Below are 18,915 nucleotides of genomic sequence, written 5' to 3' on the forward strand. Positions count from 1 at the left end.
ATCAGCGCAACCCCTGATTCAGGTTATTTCAATCAGGTGTTGGTTTTTTCGGCTAAATTGGTAAAAAATTGGGTTTTTTAGTCATTTTTCGACCATTTTTAATGAAAAACTTTGTTTTTTGGCATTTTCTAGAGTTTTGCTGTCCACCTTCATATATATATTTTCAATCTACGTATCTTATCAATAGACGATAATTCTGAAACTCATCTTAAAATAACAAACTCTCTATAGTCTATTACGTATATAAGATACCTAGATAGAATCCATCGCGTTACTTTATATCCGTGCATCTATAGCGCCAAGAATATTTTCCACAATAAACCCATAAACTCATAAACTCATAACATAAAGATTCCTATTCTTGAGTCAGGAAAAAGAAATGGCAGATTTTAAGCGTACCAACCAGTACTTCAGCGGTGGCATTTATCGCGCGCGCTCTGGGCTATTCGGTCTTTTTCTGACTGGGCTTGGGATCTACGTTATATTTTTTGGTGTTGTTGATGCATTTTTGCGTATGGGGATCGGCTTTATCATTGCTGTGCTGGGGGCAGAAACACTATGGTGCGCTATACAGTCTAAGCAATCATGGCTGGCCAAACTCGGGCCGTTTTTTTAATGCATTCTTGATCTGATTTTGCTGTTATAGCTGGTAATACAGAATAGATTCAAATCAACAATTCACCTGATGACGCCTAATTTTTTTGAATCTTATTAAGGTTTGTTTTCTATCTTGGCTTAACTTGATATACATCTTATAGCGCAGCGCGTTAAAAGCTACATAAGCTATGCCTCTATCCGGAATTTCGACTGCTTCATTTAACATCAAAATGCTCATTGAAAGATTATTTTCACAGTGCTAGCTTGGAATGAGTACATTCATTTAAGCAAAAAAATATCGGATTTTCTATCCTAAGACATCAGATGGATTAGGCACAGACTGCATTCGAGGTGCGTATGAAGATTAAAAAAGTAGTGGGCATTACTGTTGTCGCATTAGTGATCATAATGGGGATACAAAAAGCCATGGCCGTTGAAGAAGCAAGTTACGTGCTGATAAGCAAGGATAAAGCCTTTGAGATTCGTGAATATGCGCCGCATGTGGTTGCTGAAACTTTGGTTGAAGGCAATATGGAAAATGTCAGCAACAAGGCGTTTATGAAACTGTTTCGCTATATCTCTGGCAGTAATGTCTCGCGCAGTAAAGTTGCTATGACCGCGCCGGTCTCTCAACAAGTCACAGGCGATAAAATACCGATGACCGCGCCAGTAGGACAACAACGGTTTGCTGAGAAATGGTTAATTAGCTTTATGATGCCAAAGAGCTATAGCTTAACCACGCTGCCACAACCACAGGATACCAGTATTACTTTGCGTCAAGTGCCGGCACAGCGCATGGCGCTGCTTCGATATTCTGGCATGTGGAGTGAAAAGAGTGATTTGCGCCACGAACGAGAACTTACAGCATGGATGGGTAAAATGGGTCTCACCGCGACAGCAAATACCATATGGGCACGCTACAACCCACCTTTTACTCCGTGGTTTTTAAGACGCAATGAAGTGATGATTCCGATTGATTCATAACGGCGCTGACTATTTACAATCACGCTATGTTATGACGAATAGATGCAGGGCATTAGGTTGCAGCAATCTTTGGTTTAGCCTATATAGCAAAACCAGAATAGCTATACCGCCAACCTTTTATTACAATCAAAGGCAATCGAGTTCGCCACACTGTTTTTAAATATACCGAACCACTCAAAAGAGTAGAATTTTCACGTCATGTTGATCTGCAGTTAAATATGAAAAAACGATTTATTCCCACTGTACTGATTATCTTATCAATATCCTCGATTACTGCTGCGAATAGCGCACAAGAAAATCGAGGCCGAACCGCCCTAGATCCGACAAAAACCCTCTCTGAGCGCAATAGCATGATTCCATTATTAACGGGTGACATGGCACAACATATCGTTGCTGCCGCCTTTACTGAAGCAAAACAGCATCAACTGGCGGTGTGTATTACGGTGGTAGATCGCTCTGGTCAAACCTTAGCAGTATTAAGAAATGATCAAGCAGGGGTGCATACCATCCGTGCCAGTTATAAAAAAGCCTACACCGCAAACTCACAAAAAAGAGAAACAGCCGTAATTGCTCAAGGTATTCAAGACGGTACTATTCCGCCCGATATCCGCTATTTGGATGAAAATATGTTGATGATGGACGGCGGTGTTCCTATTTATATGAAGGGTGTTGTCGTGGGTGGGATTGGCGTAGGCGGAGCACATGGCAGTGAAGATGTGCGGATTGCCAAAGCCGGCTTAAAAATCTTAGAAAAGATTAAACTGTAGGATGCAAGATACAGGTGAGGTGATTATGCGCATATTTTATTAATGATTAGGGCGCAAATAGACTGCAGTCAGTTTATTTTAATCTGTATAAAAACAGTATCTTGCCTCAGGTATTTTGCTAGCTCACTTAAGCCAACTGACAGAATAAATTTTTAATTAAGGGTCAGTTTTTCTAGCATAGAAAAGCAGGATTCAGATAGATAAATGATAGATTTTTGATCATTGCTCAATTTAAAGATAAAAAAAAGAAAGAGATCTCTCCCAAAACCTCTTTCTTGGAGTTAGATCATTATCCGATCCATGGGGTCATTGTTATAGTTATCTGTGAAATTTTTTAAAAGTCTGTGTTATTGCCTATGCAATAGAAAAATTGATCATTCTAGCCAACAGGGTTAGATATATTAGACTGAACAAATCTTATACATAAGCAAAAAACAATACAAGAGCTTTGGAAAAATTTAATTATTGTTTTCTAAGATTTTTTTAGATTTACTTATCTTAATTACTCATATAGCAAAAACAATAAAAGCAGACCAAAGCCTGCTTTTATTTCAATGCCTTAGCTGCAAATTAGTCAATAAAAATGACCTTGGCAATGGCTTTTTTACCGGCTTGAATGATACACGTTTTGTTCTCATTCACACTAAAGGCGGCATCCACCACCTGCCAATCGACTTTAACCGCACCACGTGCCACAGCATCTTTGGCTTGTGCCGCATTTTTGGTTAGACCCGCAGCACGCACGATAGAGGCAATAAACATCTCACCACCAAACTCGCTACGTGAAATAGTAACTTCTGGTGTGCCTTCTGGCAATTCACCTTCGGTAATAATATTACCGGCACCTTTATGCGCATTGGCTGCCGCTTCTGCACCATGAAAACGCTCCACCAATTCTAAAGCGAGAATTTTTTTCACGTCTTGCGGATTACGTCCGTCTTGTACTTCTTTCAGCAACAGCGCAATTTCATCGAGTGACTTAAAGCTAAGTAGATCAAAATAGCGTTCAATTAAGGTATCTGGCATCGACAGCACTTTTTGATACATCGCACCCGGTGCATCAAATACCCCAATATAGTTGCCTAAAGATTTAGACATTTTATTAACGCCATCTAAACCTTCCAGAATAGGCACGGTAATGCAGACCTGTGCAGCTTGATCATAACGCCCTTGCAAAGTCCGACCCATCAACAAGTTAAAGGTTTGATCAGTACCGCCCAATTCCACATCTGCTTCTAATGCAATTGAGTCATAACCTTGTACCAACGGATATAAAAACTCATGAATGGCAATCGGTTGATGATTGCTATAGCGCTTGGTAAAGTCATCACGTTCCAACATACGCGCCACAGTTTGCTGAGAGGCCAATTGAATCAGATCAGCGGCGGTTTTTTCTGCAAACCATTCCGAGTTAAAGCGCACTTTGGTTTTATTTGGATCTAGAATTTTAAACACTTGTTCTTGATAAGTTTTGGCATTTTCCAGCACTTGTTCACGCGACAACGGTGGACGGGTGGCGCTTTTACCGGTTGGATCACCAATCATGGCAGTGTAATCGCCAATCAAAAAAGTGACTTCATGACCTAAATCTTGAAACACTTTTAGCTTATTAATTAACACCGTATGACCTAAATGCAAGTCAGGCGCTGTAGGATCAAAACCCGCTTTAATTTTTAAAGGACGATTTTCTTTAAGTTTCTTGAGTAGATCCTCTTGAGAAATAATCTCATGAGTGCCTCGTTGAATGAGAGCAAGTTGTTCTTCGGCTGGCAGGAAATTTGACATCACAAAACCCAATACATCAGTTATACAATTTGTGCGATATACTAACACTTTTTCAGCATAATACAGGCTTAACTATCACCATGACAGCGATCTATATTGGGGTAATGACCGGCACCAGCATGGATGGTGTGGACATTGTGGCTGCATCATTTGACCCGTTGCAGCTGCATGCCACCCTAACATTACCGTTTGATTTGGACTTACGCGATGAGTTAATGGCACTGACTTTACCTGGCGATAATGAAATTGATCGTATGGGCAAAGCCGATGTTGCGTTGGCGAAAATGATTGGGCAGGGCATTAATCAGCTGATTGAAGAACATAATTTACCTCGCAAGCAGATTAAAGCCATTGGCTCGCACGGACAGACCATTCGCCATCGCCCTGAACATGGTTTTACTCTACAGATTGGTGATGCCAACATGATTACCGAAATTACCCAAATTCCGGTAGTGGCCGATTTTCGTCGCCGCGATATGGCCGCAGGCGGGCAGGGTGCACCGCTGGTGCCGGCTTTTCATCAAGCGTTATTTCAGCATGACAGTATTCATCGGGTGATTTTAAATTTAGGTGGCATTGCCAATGTCAGCTTATTACCTGCAGGACAACCAGAAGCTGTTTACGGCTTTGATACGGGACCGGCCAATATTTTAATGGATGCATGGTGTCACCGTTACACCGGTCAACCGTATGACGAAAATGGCAATTGGGCCGCCTATGGCCAGCCAATTCGCAGCTTGCTGGAACGCTTACAAAGCCATGAATATTTTTCTAAAGAACCACCCAAAAGTACTGGCCGTGAAGACTTTAATTTAGATTGGTTAGATGAGCAGTTGGCCGATTGGCGCAATGATGTGGAATATATGGAGCTTGAAGACACACCAGAAAATGTACAAGCTACATTGTTAAAACTGACCACACGTGCCATTAAAAAAGCCATTTATCGCTCTGGCATGCCCACAGGTGAGGTGTATGTCTGTGGAGGTGGTGCCTATAACTCGCATTTATTGGAACAATTACGCTGGCGTTTACGCAAACATCATTGGTCGGTGCAAACCACATCGGTACTCGGTTTGGCACCAACATGGGTGGAAGCCACTGCATTTGCATGGCTAGCAATGCGTTTTGTTCATCAGCAAAGTGCCAATTTACCTGCAGTCACAGGGGCAGCGGGCTACCGTATTTTGGGTAGCATGACTGCGGTATAAAATAAGCATCATTTTAAAATAAAACTCTATAAAAAAACTCTATAAAAAAGGTCTGCTTAAAGCAGACCTTTTGATTTTGAATCTCTTGCGCTCATCACAAATACCATATCATGAGCGACGATAGAATATTATTGCAGCATTTCTTTGGCATTTTCATTTCTAAAAGCGCGCAGAATTTGCTGTCCAGCACGACCGGTGGGACTTAAACCCAAACGATTTTGCTCTTGGCGAATGGCCTGACGGGTTTTATCGCCAATTAAACCATCGACTGCGCCAATGTCATAGCCACGATTGAGCAAGAATTGTTGAATCTCACGACGCTCAACGCGTGACGTTCCAGCATCATCGGTCGGCCAAGCCGTCACAATCGGGCCTTTGCCTTGTAAACGATCAGATAAATGCGCAATCGCCAGAGCATAACTTTCCGCAGCGTTATAACTATAAATAGCATCGAAATTTTTAAACACTAAAAATACTGGTCCATTGGCTCCCGCGGGCGCCATCAGACCAGCCGCACTATTGCCGGATAAATTGCCTTGGATCAGGGCGCTGCCATCCACACGAAGTAAACCACGGTCGACCCAACTGCTTAACGATTTTTTATTGCGTCGTCCTTCGCCGCTGATTGACATATTCTCTGGAACACGCACTTCAAAGCCCCACGGCATACCGCTCTGCCAGCCGCGTTTTTTCAGGAAATTAGCAGTTGAAGCCAATGCGTCCGCAGTACTAGACACCAAATCACGACGGCCATCGCCATCAAAATCCACTGCTAGCTCTTCATAGGTCGACGGCATAAATTGCGTATGCCCAAATGCACCCGCCCAAGAGCCTTTCATTTGTTGCTCGGTTAAATCGCCGCGTTGCAAAATACGCATGGTGGTAAAAAACTCACCGCGGAAATAACTCTGACGACGGCCTTCGCAGCTCAATGTTCCTAATGCCTGCAATAAAGGATAACTGCCAGAAATATCCCCAAAGTTACTTTCTACGCCCCACACCGCCACGACGGTTTCAGCCGGCACACCATAAGTGGCTGCTACGCGATTTAACACTTCACGGTGCTGAGCCAGTTTTTGACGGCCTGCTTGTACGCGCTCCTCATCCACCAAACCAGATAAATAATCCCAAATTGGGGTCGAAAATTCAGGTTGATAGTTCAGCTTGTCAATCACTGAATAATCGGGAATTAAATTTTGCGTATAACGATCATAACTTGCGGCACTGACCCCAGAGTTGATGGCTTGAGAACGCAGATTGGCAATACATTGTTGAAAATTATTTTGTGGAGAAAACGTTGTGGTATTAATTGGCAGCGATGCAGAAGTCGTGCTGGTAGTATTGGCAGCTTGACCATTAATAATCAGCTCAGCATGCGCTTGAGTTACTGCAAGAAAAACGGAACCTAAAACGAAAGCAAAGCGGTACATGGGAATCCCCAGATGATCTTTAAATTATATTTTTACCATAGCATTATCAATTCATGATTTCTGAATCAAATCGTAAATTTAAATTCATTTACGTTCATTTTAAATTCATATTTCAGTTTTAAATTTAAAAGTTATCCACACTTTGACTTTTTAACACTTTAAATTTAAAAAATACATGGTTATGAATTTAAATTTCTGATGTTTAAATTTAAAAGATCGACAAGAAATTTTTTATTAAAAACCTACTGATATGAGGCATGATCAAAGCGACACACTAAAGCTCATTTAAATAAAAACGCTTTAAAAACCAGCCGAAAAAATTGATTTATTTTAATAAAAAAACCATAAAAAACTTACTCAATTAAATAAAAAGCACTTTAAATATTTGATAAATATCAAATTAGGTCAAAACCATATTATTCTGGTTTAAAAAGCACAGCCACCTAAGCGTAAAAATTCAGCCTTGATAAAACAGTATTTTAAAATGAAAATTTAAGCGGTATTGCCTAATCAGCAGAATTTCACTACGAACAAGATTTAAATTTAAACCGATGCACTGACCACCACAAGGTAGACTTTGAATTCATATTTAAATTCAAAACCAAGCATTTGAATTCATTCTTGAGGCATACATATAGAGGATTTAAATTTAAAATTTTCCTATGCTTGAAGCAGTTAATCGTTGGCTCGGCGATACTTATTTTATGCGGTTTCAATCAGCAAGCGCACAGCTTAAAAACTGGCGCCATCATGCCGCAATGATGGGCATAAAAAAAGCGCTCCATGATCTGAACGCTTTTTTTACCAGCAATTACCGTACTAGATGTGCATATCTTGAGTCAGTGCCAAAGGTTGCGGCAAAATTTTCGCCAGTTGACGACATAAACTCGTCAATTCAGCACGGTCATTCGGCATTAAAGTGATATGACCAATTTTACGCCCAGCACGCTCTGTCTTATTGTACAGGTGTAAATGCGCGCCATTGAGTGCTAAGACCTCTGCCGACTTTGGATACTGGCCAATGATGTTGATCATCACCGTCGGACGAACCACATCGGTTGAACCAAGCGGTAGACCTGCTACTGCACGAATATGATTTTCAAATTGCGAACAGACCGCACCTTCAATCGACCAATGTCCTGAGTTATGCACACGCGGAGCCATTTCATTGGCATATAAGCCGTCAGCCGTGACAAACAATTCCAGCGTCAACACACCCACGTAATCCAGATGATTAAGCAAGCGCGTGATGTAATCCTGCGCCACAGGTTGTAAGTCTGCACTATCCGGTGCCGGCACAATGGAATGTGACAAAATACCGTGGTGGTGGTGATTCTCTGCCAATGGCCATGTTTTCACTTCACCATTTTGACCGCGTACTGCAATAATGGACACTTCACGCGAGAAGTTCACAAAACTCTCAGCAATCAAGGCACCGGCTGGCCCGAGTTCTGCCCAAGCTTGTGCAATTTGATCTTCTGAGCGCAACACAAATTGACCTTTACCATCATAACCACCGGTGGTGGTTTTCAACACAATCGGTAAGCCTAAATCAACCACGGCTTGCTTTAAACTGTCCAGTGAATGCACAGCTTTATACGGCGCAACGGGAATAGCCAACTGGTCAAATAAAGCTTTTTCCAGCAAGCGATTTTGTGCCGTGGCCAACGCTTGACGCGGTGGATACAGCTCTTTGTGCTGGGTGAGCACATCGACATCTGCCAATGGGGTATTTTCAAACTCAAGACTAAATACATCTGCACTGGCAATAAATTGCTGCAATGCATTTTCGGTTGGGCTGGCAATGACTTGACCCAATGCTGCTGCAGGACAATCGGTCGTGGCTTCAAAAAAGGTACATTGAATATTCAGCGGTAGCGCAGCCTGCGCCATCATGCGGCCCAGTTGACCGCCGCCAAAAATACCGATGGTTTTATCCATAACGTGTGTCTCGTTTTAAGCTGGGCTTGGCATGTGGCCGGGAATATTATTACTTGCTACTTTTTCAGTTTGCGCAGCACGAAATTCAGCAACTTTTTTAGCAATCTCAGGATGGGTTAAGCCTAAAATTTGCGCCGCCAGAATGGCCGCATTGGTGGCACCGGCAGGGCCAATGGCTAAAGTTGCCACCGCAATTCCGGCAGGCATTTGTACAATAGACAGCAATGAATCGACGCCATTTAAAATAGAGGATTTCACCGGTACACCCAAAACCGGTAAATCAGTTTTGGCCGCACACATACCGGGTAAATGCGCTGCACCACCGGCACCGGCAATTATCACCTGAAGACCGCGGTCACGCGCTGTTTCTGCATATTCAAATAAGCGATCTGGTGTCCGATGGGCAGAAACCACTTCTGCTTCAAAAGGGACATCCAGCTGTTTCAGCATCGTGGCAGTGTGTTCTAAAGTTGCCCAATCAGATTGAGAACCCATGATAATGCCCACCAAAGGTTGAGCGTCTTGTGCAGCGGCCGCATTCATTGCAAATATTCCATAAACAAATGTAAGGAAGGATAAAGCTTGACGAATGCCAAGCTTTAAATGAATCACAAGCGCGATATTATAGACTGATTTTTCGTCTCACCAAAATTTAAGCGCCCATACGGGTGAATATTTGTATTTTTTTAATCGAAAGCATTGAAAATAGGGCTGTCAGCGACTTATTGACTGCGAAAGACAAAATAAATACAACCCAGTAAACACACACCGGCCCAAAAATAGTCCAGTTTAAAAGGCTGTTTAAACAGAAAAATCATAAATGGCACAAAGACCAAGAGCGTCAGTACTTCTTGGGTAATTTTCATCTGTCCCACACCCCAACCTTGTTGCGCCAACAAGCGCGTGGCAGGAATCATAAAACTATATTCGAGCAGCGCAATCATCCAACCAAACAAAATCGCTTGCCACAGCGGCGCGCCGTGTAAAAACTTCAGATGGCCGTACCAAGCCAAAGTCATAAAACAGTTGGCAATCACTAACAGCAGCAAAGGAAAGAACATGATTAATAAATCTGGAAATAAGCATGAATATCTTAGGGGTTTCTCGCTATAAAGTGGCGCATCGACTGGTGATTTTTTCTAAAAAACGCTGAGTTTAAGCCGCAGGTCAGCGCCGCCACAGCGCGCTCATCAATCTACAAGAAACACTATCTTTTCGGTAAAACCCTTGATATCGTGGCCTGCATATTGAATAAATCATGACAACAGCACCCATAACAACGTGATGTGTCAATAAAGCCGTGGAGTTACAACGCATGCATCTGCATATTTTAGGTATTTGTGGCACCTTTATGGGTTCGCTCGCATTATTGGCACGAGATTTGGGACACAAGGTCACAGGATCAGACGCCAATGTCTATCCACCAATGTCCACGCAACTGGAAAATGCCGGTATTACCTTAATGCAAGGCTATGAGCGTAGTCATTTACAACCGCATCCAGATTTGGTGATTGTCGGCAATGCCATGAAACGTGGTATTGATGCAATTGAATATATGCTCAATGCGGGTTTGCCGTATATTTCAGGGCCACAATTTTTAGCCGATCATGTGCTGCAAGGTCAGCATGTTTTGGGCGTGGCCGGTACGCATGGTAAAACCACCACCACCACGATGCTGGCTTGGGTGTTGGATCAAGCCGGTCTCAATCCGGGTTTCTTGATTGGTGGGGTGCCACTGGGCTTTAGCCAAAGTGCGCGTTTAGGCGGCGGTCAATACTTTTGTGTCGAAGCCGATGAATACGATTCAGCCTTTTTTGATAAGCGCTCGAAATTTGTGCATTACCATCCTAAAACAGCCATTTTAAATAATCTTGAATTTGACCATGCCGATATCTTTGATGATTTGGCTGCCATTCAAAAACAATTCCATCATTTGGTACGGACCATTCCCAGTGAAGGTCGGATTATTGCCCCGATTAGTGAAACCAATATTGATGAAGTTTTACAGATGGGTTGTTGGACACCCGTGCTGCGGACGTCTTTAGATGCCCATGACCATGCTGCACTGTCTGCTGAACAATTACTGGCCGACGGCTCACATTTTAAAGTGTTACAAGATGGCGTGGTGAAAGGCGAAGTGCACTGGAACATGACCGGACAACACAGCGTGGCCAATGCTCTCGCGACCATTGCTGCGGCTGAACATGTCGGGGTTGCCATTGAAACAGCTTGTGCAGCATTGTCCAATTTTGGCGGCGTCAAACGCCGCATGGAATTACTCGGCACCATTAAAGGCGTGGAAGTCTATGACGACTTTGCCCATCATCCAACCGCCATTGAAACCACACTGGACGGTGCGCGTAAGCGTTTAGGTGAACGTAAATTGTGGGCGATTATTGAACCGCGTTCCAACACCATGCGCATGGGCAGCCATAAAGATGGTTTGGCAGATTCCGCGCGTTTGGCCGATCAAGTCATTTGGTATCAACCTGAAGGTATGGACTGGGATTTACAGCCCGTGATTGACGCCTCAGCAAATAAAGCCATGATTGCGCGTAGCTTAGATGAAATTATCCAAACCGTCAGCGGCCAAGCCGGTGAGGGCGATGCAGTGGTAATTATGTCGAATGGCGGTTTTGGGGGGTTACACCAAAAGTTACTCCGTGCTTTAAAAGCCTAATTTTTGTCGTATGCTAAAAGCCCACCCAAGTGGGCTTTTTTTACCGCTTATTTTGCTCAGCTTCATCAGTTAAAGCCACTCTCGCTCTGGCTTTGTGCTGGGTTTTTTGTATTTTCAATAACACCTCTAAAAACTCACCCAGCTGCGATGGAGTTAACTGTTGCGGTAAAAATTGCATGATGCCCAATTGATTAAAAAATTTGCTGATTTTACTGTGTGGCTGAACATATTTCATCGACCATTTTTTAAACTGAAAGTGTTCAATCCAACGATCTGCAAAACGATGAATCTGATGATGCCGCAGATCCTGTGTAATGGTTTGAAATAGCGCTTCAACTGCCGTTTGCTCACCTTCTAAACATTGAAAATAAATTCCTTCGGCATAATACAATACGCCGTGAATATCGTGGATATGATTAAAAGTAGAGGATTTTTCTAAAATATCACTTAAGTCACGCACCAAATCATGCTCACGCTCGACACGGCGACTGGCATAACACAATTGAATCAACATATTCATCCCTCTTATGCGCACGAAACATCAAGCCGCCGCTATTTTATTGTTGTCTAGGGTTGTAACACGAAAGCATAGCCAATAGCGCTTGGCTACGACTTAATGTGCAGAGCATCAAATACCAGCAAAAAAAGTACGCCATGGCATTTCATTTTTAATTTTAACGACAAAAGTCTACTGAATAAGATGATCAAGAATTTTGCTTATTTTTTATACTCTTCAAAGTGATTTATATCGGCTCTCAAGCTGAAATATCTGCATACAAAACTTTGGCTAAAAGCGCCTGATTACTGCATTTTGCCTACGGAGTACACATGCGAAAGGTGCTAGCTTAACCACTCAATTGCATCGATTGATCTCAAAAATTACGCGACAAAAATTAGACTCCAACCATAATCATAATCATAACAAGGAAGCATGCCATGAAAGCAATGGTTTACTACGGCGAAAATGATATTCGTTTTGAAGAACGTCCTCAACCACAGCTTATTGATCCCAGTGATGCCGTCATTCGTATGAGCAAAACCACCATTTGCGGCACCGACTTGGGCATATGGAAAGGAAAAAACCCAGAAATCCAACACAAGGCTATCCAAAAAACAGGAGAATTTAACGGTCGAATTTTAGGCCACGAAGGTATTGGTATTGTGGAAGAAGTTGGTGCGGCGGTCAAAAATTTTAAGCGCGGTGATCGGGTGATTATTTCCTGTGTTAGCCGCTGCGGCACCTGTGAAAACTGTCAAAAACAACTCTATGCACACTGCCGTAATGAAGGGGGCTGGATTATGGGCTATATGATTGATGGCACCCATGCTGAATATGTGCGGACACCCTTTGCCGATACCTCCCTGTATCTACTGCCAGCAGGACTAAATGAGGAGGTAGCGGTATTTTTATCCGATGTGTTACCCACAGCACATGAAATTGGCGTGCAATATGGCGATGTCAAACCCGGAGACAGTATTGCCATCGTTGGCACTGGCCCGATTGGTATGGGCTGCTTATTGACTGCGCAATTTTATTCACCGGCCACCATTATTGCCATCGACATGGATGATCATCGTTTAAAACTGGCCAAAGAATTGGGAGCCACGCATACCGTTAATTCAAGTCATGAAGATGCCATCCAACAGGTGTTGGACATTACCGAAGGGCGCGGCGTCGATTGTGCCATTGAAGCCGTAGGTGTGGAGGCCACATGGAATATCTGCCAGCATATTGTTAAAGAGGGTGGGCATATTGCCAATGTCGGGGTACATGGAAAATCGGTGAATTTTGAACTGGATAAACTCTGGATTAAAAATCTGACCATTACCACCGGTCTAGTCAATGCCAATACCACCGGTATGCTGTTAAAAACCTGCTGTTCAGGAAAATTACCCTTAGAAAAACTGGCCAGCCATCATTTCAAATTTGCTGAATTTGAAAAAGCCTATGATGTGTTTAAACATGCAGCGGATGAAAATGCCATGAAAGTGATTATTACCCTATAAAACCTGCAAAAAAAAGCCTCTAAAAAGAGGCTTTTTTTAGGCCGCGACATCGGCAAAACTTTGCTCACGTTTAAACATGACATCCACATAGGAGCACGTCGGAATAATTTTTAGTTGTTTTTCACGCGCAAATTCAACCAATCGATCAAGTAATTTACGCGCCACCCCTTGACCCCGTAAAGAATCATCTACCCACGTATGATCAGCCACGATGGTTTTGTCATCCCGCCAAGCATAACTAATTTCTGCAATACGCTGACCGGCATCATTTAAGCTAAAAAATTCGCCTTTTTGACCATTATCTGTATATTCAAATTGCATTGCGGTGCCTCAATTTTCGATTGGGTTAAAATCAGAATACGTTAAAATCAGATTTTTTCAACCCGCTGTTGATAAATCAAATGTTATCCACAGGCAGGCTAAACACAGTAAAGTCTGATGCTGATGTGGCATCAATTTTTAGAGCGTAACAGCACCATAAATAGATAATGGATAAAACTTAAAGCTGATTTCAGCGCACTTTGCGTCCATATGCTGAACATAAGTATGCGAGATTAAAGCCGGATTTATCGTGATGCTGTCAAAAACCTAGATACAGAATAAAATTTGCACCGCCATCATAAATATGCGATTCTTCCAGCATATTTGGATTTAATCCAAAACGAAATTGAGTTGAACAAGGGGAGTAGCCTCCTTCAAGCGTCCTTAGAAGTGATTTTAATCGACGTGTCAGACTATCGTCATTACACTTTGCAAAAAGTCGGTATCTGAGCATCTAAACTTCTTTGCTAAAAGAATATAGATGTAGGCAAGACCTTGATCATGTTGTTACAGATGTTTTATTTCATCTGGCAACGGGTCAAGGTTTTTTTATGCCCGATTGTCAGATGTGGAGATTCCACATGCACAATATTGGTAATGTCTGGCTATATTTAGCCTTCTTCGGTTTAGTCGCCGTAATGCTGCTGATTGACTTTTTAGGCTTTAGACAAAAACAAGATCAAGAGGTGAAACTCAAAACCGCCGCCTACTGGAGTATCGCGTGGGTTTCGGTCGCCACCTTATTTGGCGCGGGCTTATGGCTTTATCTACAACAGACTGCGGGTATAACGCTAGCCAATAGCAAAGTTATGGAATACTTTGCCGGTTATTTATTAGAAAAATCGCTGGCGATTGATAACGTCTTTGTCTGGCTGATGATTTTCGCCGCTTTCGCCATTCCCCCGAATTTACAACGAAAAATCTTACTCTATGGCGTACTCGGTGCCATTGTTCTGCGCACCTTGTTTATTTTTATTGGCGCATGGTTTGTACAAGAGTTTTCGTGGGTACTGTATATTTTCGGCGCATTTTTGCTGTATACCGGCTTTAAATTCCTTCAAGGACAAGAACAACAGCCCAATATTGAAGAGATGGCTTTACTCAAATGGCTACGCAAACATATACGCATTACACCGCAACTTGATGGGCATAAATTTTTCGTGCGCCAAAATGGTCTACTTTGGGCAACGCCACTCTTCTTGGTCTTGGTCTTGGTGGAAGTCTCGGATGTGATTTTTGCCGTCGATTCTATTCCAGCAATTTTTGCCGTCACCAGTGATCCGTTCATTGTGTTGACTGCCAATTTAATGGCTATTTTGGGCTTACGTGCCATGTTTTTCTTACTGGCAGGGGCGGCCACAAAAATGCATTATTTACCCTATGGCCTTGGCATTATCTTAATCTTTATCGGTTTTAAAATGTTGATGCTGGATGTATTTCATATGCCAATCTGGCTGTCATTGGGCTTTATTATCATCACTTTAGCCATTACCGCAGGGCTGTCGATTCGCTATAACCAAAAGCAGGCGCCACTAGAACACTAAAAACATTTTATCAAGCCTTGCATGGTATAAATGCAAGGTTTTTGCATACGCATTCCACGCAGAAAAAACTTTAAATTGTATAATCTCTACTGAGCAAAGCTTTCACTGCAGCCTACCACGCGCAACAATAGTCGACCCAAGGGTACAGTGGGCAGATAAAATTTCAGGTACAATTAAGCGAAAAAATTACAGCTTAAAGGTTATTATATGTCTGCTATTGCTGCTCAACGCGCCGTTCGGGGTCGCTTTCTGGATATTCAACACACCGTTTGCCAAGCAGCCGAGATTGCGCAGGCTGTGCGGTATCTTGAAGATGGTTTGCTCATCACCACCGCCGGTAAAATTACTTGGTTTGGTCCATGGCAAGAGGGTCAGCATTTAATCCATCCAGAGCTGGCGGTCACGCATTATCCAGAACAATTAATTGTACCGGGCTTTATCGATACCCATATTCATTTTCCGCAAACTGAAATTGTCGGGGCGTATGGCGAACAATTACTGGAATGGCTGAATACCTATACTTTTCCCGCTGAATTAAAATTTAAAGACCAAGCCTATGCCGATAAAATTGCAGAATTCTTCGTTCAAGAACTGTTAAAAAATGGCACCACCACTGCATTGGTTTTTTGTACCGTACATGCCACATCGGTCGATGCCTTGTTTGAAGCGGCGCAGCAACACAATATGCGTTTAATTGCCGGTAAAGTTATGATGGATCGTCATGCACCGGATGCGCTATGCGATACACCAGAAAGCGCCTATAACGACTCTAAAGCGTTAATTGAAAAGTGGCATGGCAAAGGGCGTAACTTATATGCCATCACCCCACGTTTTGCACCCACCTCTACAGCTGAACAACTGAGTAAGGCAGGGCAGTTAAAAGCAGAATATCCTGAAGTTTACGTACATACCCATTTAAGTGAAAACAAGAATGAGATTGCTTGGGTCAAAGAATTATTTCCAGCACATGACAACTATTTAGACGTTTATCATCATTATGGTTTAACTGGACAGCGCTCCATCTTTGCCCACTGTGTCCATTTAGAAGAGGCAGAATGGGATTGTCTACATGCAACCAATTCCGCGATTGCCTTTTGTCCGACCTCCAATCTATTCTTAGGCAGTGGTTTATTTCCACTGAAAAAAACTTGGCAAAAACAAGTCAAAGTTGGCTTAGGCACAGACATTGGTGCCGGTACATCGTTTAGCCAACTGCAAACCCTCAATGAAGCTTACAAAGTACAACAGCTACAAGGCGATAAACTCTCCGCCTTTGAATCGCTCTATCATGCCACTTTGGGCGGTGCCAAAGCCCTCGATCTAGACGATAAATTGGGGAACTTTAATCTGGGTAAAGAAGCGGACTTTATTGTACTGGACTTAAAAGCCACCGCGCTGCAAGCTTTACGCCAACAACAGGTTAGCGGCATTGAACAGGCCTTATTTGCCTTAATGACCATGGGGGATGATCGTAATATTCATAGCACCTATATTTATGGAGAACCGGTGTATGTCAAAGCCTAAACCACAGAAAAAGTCTCAGCAAAAGACCGTATTACTGATTGCCAGTCTGCTGCTATATAGTCTGTTACTTCAGCGTGATAGCGCGCCGTTACAGACTTAATTCCTGTGTGAACTGCAAAAAAGATGCATCTAAAGCATAGATGTATTAAAATTAACGTATCTTTTGAGGTGTTGCTGGTCAACACCTTTTTTATTTTTTGATTTGCTTTTAGGTATCTACCCATGACCGTTCATATGAGCGTAATGATCTCAGCTGAAGAAATTCATGCCAAAGTCCAAGAGCTTGGTGCAAAAATTGATGCTCACTATGCCAATAGTGACAAAGAACTGGTGTTGATTGGTTTACTGCGCGGTTCTGTAATTTTCATGGCCGATTTATGCCGTGCCATTACCAAACCACATGAACTGGATTTTATGACCGTATCCAGTTACGGCAGTGGCACCATTTCATCACGTGATGTAAAAATCTTAAAAGACTTAGACGGCGAAATTCGCGGTAAAGATGTATTGATCGTGGAAGATATTATTGATTCCGGCAATACATTAAGCAAAGTGCTGCAAATTTTAACCACGCGTAACCCAAATTCAATTGAACTGTGTACCTTAATCAGCAAGCCATCACGCCGTGAAATCGAGCTTGAAGTGCAGTTTTTAGGCTTTGAAGTAGAAGATAAGTTTATTGTCGGTTATGGCTTGGACTATGATCAAAAATATCGTCATATTCCCTTTATTGGTGAAATCGATCTTTAAAAAATTCTTTCAACATGAAAGTGGCGTAAAGCCACTTTTTTTATACATTACAGTGAATTATACACAGAAAAACAACAGTTTTTAGCAGGACTCCTCTATTTCGTCACTTCTAAATGATCAATGATAAAAATGAAAGCTTTATGAACGCATATCAATAAATAAATGCTAAAAGGAGAAGACGAATGTGGACACTGATTGTTGCCATTGTGGTGGGTTTTATTGCAGGTTTAATTGCACGTGCCATTCATCCCGGAAATGATAAATCAGGCTTTATCGTCACTACCTTGCTGGGTATTGGGGGTTCTTTGTTGGCCACGTATGCTGGACGTCTATTGGGACTGTATGGCGAAAACTCCGCAGCGGGCTTTATTGCGTCGGTGATTGGCGCCATCATCATTTTATTCCTGTATAACTTGATCGCAAAAAAATCCCGAGTTTAACAAGATTAAAGCCTAATTCTAAGCATAAAAAAGCACCTTTCAAGGTGCTTTTTTATGCTTTTAATATTTGAATAAAACCGGTCTTATAAACCTAATTCTTGCCATATTTTTTGAATATCTTTGGCCGGATAAGAACCCATTACTTTAAAGCCATTAGAGAAAATAATGGCAGGTGTACCCCTTAAACTCAAAGACTGACCCAAAGCCAAATTACGCTCAATCGGATTGGCACAGGCTTTATTGCCCGTCGGCTGAATCCCTTTACTGAGTAAATTGGACCATGCCAAAGCTGGGTCTTTTTCACAGAATACTTGTTTAGCCACGGCCATCGACTGGGTTTTAATCGGATAAATGAAGGTATAAATGGTCACATCATTGAGTTGGCTGAGTTCAGTTTCCAATTGTTTGCAATACGGACAATTCGGATCGGAGAAGACCGCCAATTGACGCTTGCCCGTGCCACGCACAGTTTTAACCGCATCTTGTAACGGCAGTTTTTTCCAATCAATACTGTTTTGTTTTAACAATAAATCTTGAGTTAAATTTTTCTGATCTTGTAAGCGAAACATGCTACCCACTAAGATGTGTTGCGCATCTTCGGCCAAATACACCACTTTGCCATCCATTGTACCGCTATAAATACCGGTCATTGCCGTGGTTTGAATATCTTCAATCTTTAATTTTGGATGCTGTTGCTGAAGTTTGCTTTGGACACTCCCTACATCTGCAAAACTTAAACCACAGATAAAGCTCAGCATACTCAACAGCACTACTTTTTTAATCATTTTTTTGGCTCATCGTCACACATTATTGAGCGCGATTTTACGCAAAATTGCCGAAGAAATTGAGTTAATTTTAGTAGCAGCTTAAAATCAATTGATCCTGAGCTGTAGGTTCCACGTGGAACGTGGCTGTATTTTAAGATAATTTAGTGAGT

The 18,915-nt window shown here is 42.3% G+C and carries 18 protein-coding genes; 10 read left to right on the forward strand and 8 right to left on the reverse strand.

Going from position 1 to position 18,915, the window contains the following annotated elements:
* Positions 1-379: 379 nt before the first annotated feature.
* From SE27_RS01880 to SE27_RS01890, 3 genes are all read left to right on the forward strand, one after another.
* Positions 380-616 carry a hypothetical protein gene (locus SE27_RS01880; protein ID WP_039620355.1) on the forward strand — a complete coding sequence of 79 codons (237 nt, stop codon included), beginning with the start codon at positions 380-382 and terminating at the stop codon, positions 614-616.
* Between the two features lie 338 nt (positions 617-954).
* Positions 955-1,581, forward strand: coding sequence for an SOUL family heme-binding protein (locus tag SE27_RS01885; RefSeq protein ID WP_039620357.1), 627 nt, complete (start codon positions 955-957; stop codon positions 1,579-1,581).
* Positions 1,582-1,799: 218 nt separating this feature from the next.
* Positions 1,800-2,348 (forward strand): GlcG/HbpS family heme-binding protein, encoded by a 549-nt coding sequence (locus SE27_RS01890; protein WP_039620359.1) that lies wholly within the window; start codon positions 1,800-1,802, stop codon positions 2,346-2,348.
* 570 nt (positions 2,349-2,918) lie between these two features.
* On the opposite strand, the gene tyrS is transcribed toward SE27_RS01890, so the two are convergent.
* Entirely contained in the window at positions 2,919-4,133 is a 1,215-nt protein-coding gene (gene tyrS / locus SE27_RS01895; RefSeq protein WP_039620361.1) for a tyrosine--tRNA ligase, read from the reverse strand.
* An 80-nt stretch (positions 4,134-4,213) separates the two neighbouring features.
* Between tyrS and SE27_RS01900 the strand changes: the two genes are divergently transcribed.
* The gene (locus SE27_RS01900) at positions 4,214-5,341 is read left to right on the forward strand and encodes an anhydro-N-acetylmuramic acid kinase (protein ID WP_039620363.1); all 1,128 of its coding nucleotides are present in this window, start codon (positions 4,214-4,216) and stop codon (positions 5,339-5,341) included.
* Positions 5,342-5,469: 128 nt separating this feature from the next.
* Here SE27_RS01900 and SE27_RS01905 read toward each other — a convergent pair whose 3' ends face one another.
* The 4 genes from SE27_RS01905 to SE27_RS01920 all read right to left on the reverse strand — a co-directional run bounded on the left by SE27_RS01905 (position 5,470) and on the right by SE27_RS01920 (position 9,773).
* Positions 5,470-6,771: a lytic murein transglycosylase gene (locus SE27_RS01905; protein ID WP_039620364.1), complete on the reverse strand. Its 1,302-nt coding sequence runs from the start codon at positions 6,769-6,771 to the stop codon at positions 5,470-5,472.
* Positions 6,772-7,590: 819 nt separating this feature from the next.
* Positions 7,591-8,712 carry a 5-(carboxyamino)imidazole ribonucleotide synthase gene (locus tag SE27_RS01910; RefSeq protein ID WP_039620366.1) on the reverse strand — a complete coding sequence of 374 codons (1,122 nt, stop codon included), beginning with the start codon at positions 8,710-8,712 and terminating at the stop codon, positions 7,591-7,593.
* A gap of 15 nt (positions 8,713-8,727) precedes the next feature.
* Positions 8,728-9,255: a 5-(carboxyamino)imidazole ribonucleotide mutase gene (gene purE / locus SE27_RS01915; RefSeq protein ID WP_039620368.1), complete on the reverse strand. Its 528-nt coding sequence runs from the start codon at positions 9,253-9,255 to the stop codon at positions 8,728-8,730.
* Positions 9,256-9,434: 179 nt separating this feature from the next.
* Positions 9,435-9,773 (reverse strand): DMT family protein, encoded by a 339-nt coding sequence (locus tag SE27_RS01920; protein WP_039620370.1) that lies wholly within the window; start codon positions 9,771-9,773, stop codon positions 9,435-9,437.
* 254 nt (positions 9,774-10,027) lie between these two features.
* On the opposite strand from SE27_RS01920, the gene mpl reads away from it, so the two are divergent.
* Positions 10,028-11,392 carry a UDP-N-acetylmuramate:L-alanyl-gamma-D-glutamyl-meso-diaminopimelate ligase gene (gene mpl, locus SE27_RS01925; protein WP_039620372.1) on the forward strand — a complete coding sequence of 455 codons (1,365 nt, stop codon included), beginning with the start codon at positions 10,028-10,030 and terminating at the stop codon, positions 11,390-11,392.
* A gap of 40 nt (positions 11,393-11,432) precedes the next feature.
* On the opposite strand, the gene SE27_RS01930 is transcribed toward mpl, so the two are convergent.
* Positions 11,433-11,906 (reverse strand): BLUF domain-containing protein, encoded by a 474-nt coding sequence (locus SE27_RS01930; RefSeq protein ID WP_052251689.1) that lies wholly within the window; start codon positions 11,904-11,906, stop codon positions 11,433-11,435.
* 422 nt (positions 11,907-12,328) lie between these two features.
* Between SE27_RS01930 and SE27_RS01935 the strand changes: the two genes are divergently transcribed.
* Positions 12,329-13,399, forward strand: coding sequence for a zinc-dependent alcohol dehydrogenase family protein (locus tag SE27_RS01935; RefSeq protein WP_039620374.1), 1,071 nt, complete (start codon positions 12,329-12,331; stop codon positions 13,397-13,399).
* Between the two features lie 36 nt (positions 13,400-13,435).
* Here the strand turns inward: SE27_RS01935 and SE27_RS01940 are convergent, their stop codons facing one another.
* Positions 13,436-13,720: a GNAT family N-acetyltransferase gene (locus tag SE27_RS01940; RefSeq protein WP_039620376.1), complete on the reverse strand. Its 285-nt coding sequence runs from the start codon at positions 13,718-13,720 to the stop codon at positions 13,436-13,438.
* A gap of 581 nt (positions 13,721-14,301) precedes the next feature.
* Between SE27_RS01940 and SE27_RS01945 the strand changes: the two genes are divergently transcribed.
* The 4 genes from SE27_RS01945 (at position 14,302) to SE27_RS01965 (ending at position 17,978) form a co-directional block, all read left to right on the forward strand.
* Positions 14,302-15,264: a TerC family protein gene (locus SE27_RS01945; RefSeq protein WP_039620378.1), complete on the forward strand. Its 963-nt coding sequence runs from the start codon at positions 14,302-14,304 to the stop codon at positions 15,262-15,264.
* 207 nt (positions 15,265-15,471) lie between these two features.
* Positions 15,472-16,788, forward strand: a complete 1,317-nt coding sequence (gene guaD, locus SE27_RS01950; RefSeq protein WP_039620381.1) for a guanine deaminase — start codon at positions 15,472-15,474, stop codon at positions 16,786-16,788.
* Between the two features lie 222 nt (positions 16,789-17,010).
* Positions 17,011-17,538, forward strand: a complete 528-nt coding sequence (gene hpt, locus SE27_RS01960; protein ID WP_039620386.1) for a hypoxanthine phosphoribosyltransferase — start codon at positions 17,011-17,013, stop codon at positions 17,536-17,538.
* Positions 17,539-17,720: 182 nt separating this feature from the next.
* Positions 17,721-17,978 (forward strand): GlsB/YeaQ/YmgE family stress response membrane protein, encoded by a 258-nt coding sequence (locus SE27_RS01965; RefSeq protein WP_039620388.1) that lies wholly within the window; start codon positions 17,721-17,723, stop codon positions 17,976-17,978.
* A gap of 83 nt (positions 17,979-18,061) precedes the next feature.
* Here SE27_RS01965 and SE27_RS01970 read toward each other — a convergent pair whose 3' ends face one another.
* Positions 18,062-18,763: a DsbC family protein gene (locus tag SE27_RS01970; protein WP_039620390.1), complete on the reverse strand. Its 702-nt coding sequence runs from the start codon at positions 18,761-18,763 to the stop codon at positions 18,062-18,064.
* Positions 18,764-18,915: the final 152 nt, after the last annotated feature.

It is taken from the genome of Acinetobacter harbinensis, assembly GCF_000816495.1.
In the GTDB taxonomy this organism is placed as follows: domain Bacteria; phylum Pseudomonadota; class Gammaproteobacteria; order Pseudomonadales; family Moraxellaceae; genus Acinetobacter; species Acinetobacter harbinensis.

Excerpts from the sequence above, each read along its gene's own strand:
- SE27_RS01965 (WP_039620388.1), top strand. The coding sequence starts at position 17,721 with ATGTGGACACTGATTGTTGCCATTGTGGTGGGTTTTATTGCAGGTTTA.
- SE27_RS01930 (WP_052251689.1), bottom strand. The coding sequence starts at position 11,906 with ATGTTGATTCAATTGTGTTATGCCAGTCGCCGTGTCGAGCGTGAGCAT.
- hpt (WP_039620386.1), top strand. The coding sequence starts at position 17,011 with ATGACCGTTCATATGAGCGTAATGATCTCAGCTGAAGAAATTCATGCC.
- SE27_RS01880 (WP_039620355.1), top strand. The coding sequence starts at position 380 with ATGGCAGATTTTAAGCGTACCAACCAGTACTTCAGCGGTGGCATTTAT.
- SE27_RS01890 (WP_039620359.1), top strand. The coding sequence starts at position 1,800 with ATGAAAAAACGATTTATTCCCACTGTACTGATTATCTTATCAATATCC.
- SE27_RS01940 (WP_039620376.1), bottom strand. The coding sequence starts at position 13,720 with ATGCAATTTGAATATACAGATAATGGTCAAAAAGGCGAATTTTTTAGC.
- SE27_RS01920 (WP_039620370.1), bottom strand. The coding sequence starts at position 9,773 with ATGTTCTTTCCTTTGCTGCTGTTAGTGATTGCCAACTGTTTTATGACT.
- SE27_RS01905 (WP_039620364.1), bottom strand. The coding sequence starts at position 6,771 with ATGTACCGCTTTGCTTTCGTTTTAGGTTCCGTTTTTCTTGCAGTAACT.
- SE27_RS01970 (WP_039620390.1), bottom strand. The coding sequence starts at position 18,763 with ATGATTAAAAAAGTAGTGCTGTTGAGTATGCTGAGCTTTATCTGTGGT.
- SE27_RS01885 (WP_039620357.1), top strand. The coding sequence starts at position 955 with ATGAAGATTAAAAAAGTAGTGGGCATTACTGTTGTCGCATTAGTGATC.
- SE27_RS01935 (WP_039620374.1), top strand. The coding sequence starts at position 12,329 with ATGAAAGCAATGGTTTACTACGGCGAAAATGATATTCGTTTTGAAGAA.
- SE27_RS01910 (WP_039620366.1), bottom strand. The coding sequence starts at position 8,712 with ATGGATAAAACCATCGGTATTTTTGGCGGCGGTCAACTGGGCCGCATG.
- SE27_RS01945 (WP_039620378.1), top strand. The coding sequence starts at position 14,302 with ATGCACAATATTGGTAATGTCTGGCTATATTTAGCCTTCTTCGGTTTA.
- SE27_RS01900 (WP_039620363.1), top strand. The coding sequence starts at position 4,214 with ATGACAGCGATCTATATTGGGGTAATGACCGGCACCAGCATGGATGGT.
- purE (WP_039620368.1), bottom strand. The coding sequence starts at position 9,255 with ATGAATGCGGCCGCTGCACAAGACGCTCAACCTTTGGTGGGCATTATC.
- mpl (WP_039620372.1), top strand. The coding sequence starts at position 10,028 with ATGCATCTGCATATTTTAGGTATTTGTGGCACCTTTATGGGTTCGCTC.
- tyrS (WP_039620361.1), bottom strand. The coding sequence starts at position 4,133 with ATGTCAAATTTCCTGCCAGCCGAAGAACAACTTGCTCTCATTCAACGA.
- guaD (WP_039620381.1), top strand. The coding sequence starts at position 15,472 with ATGTCTGCTATTGCTGCTCAACGCGCCGTTCGGGGTCGCTTTCTGGAT.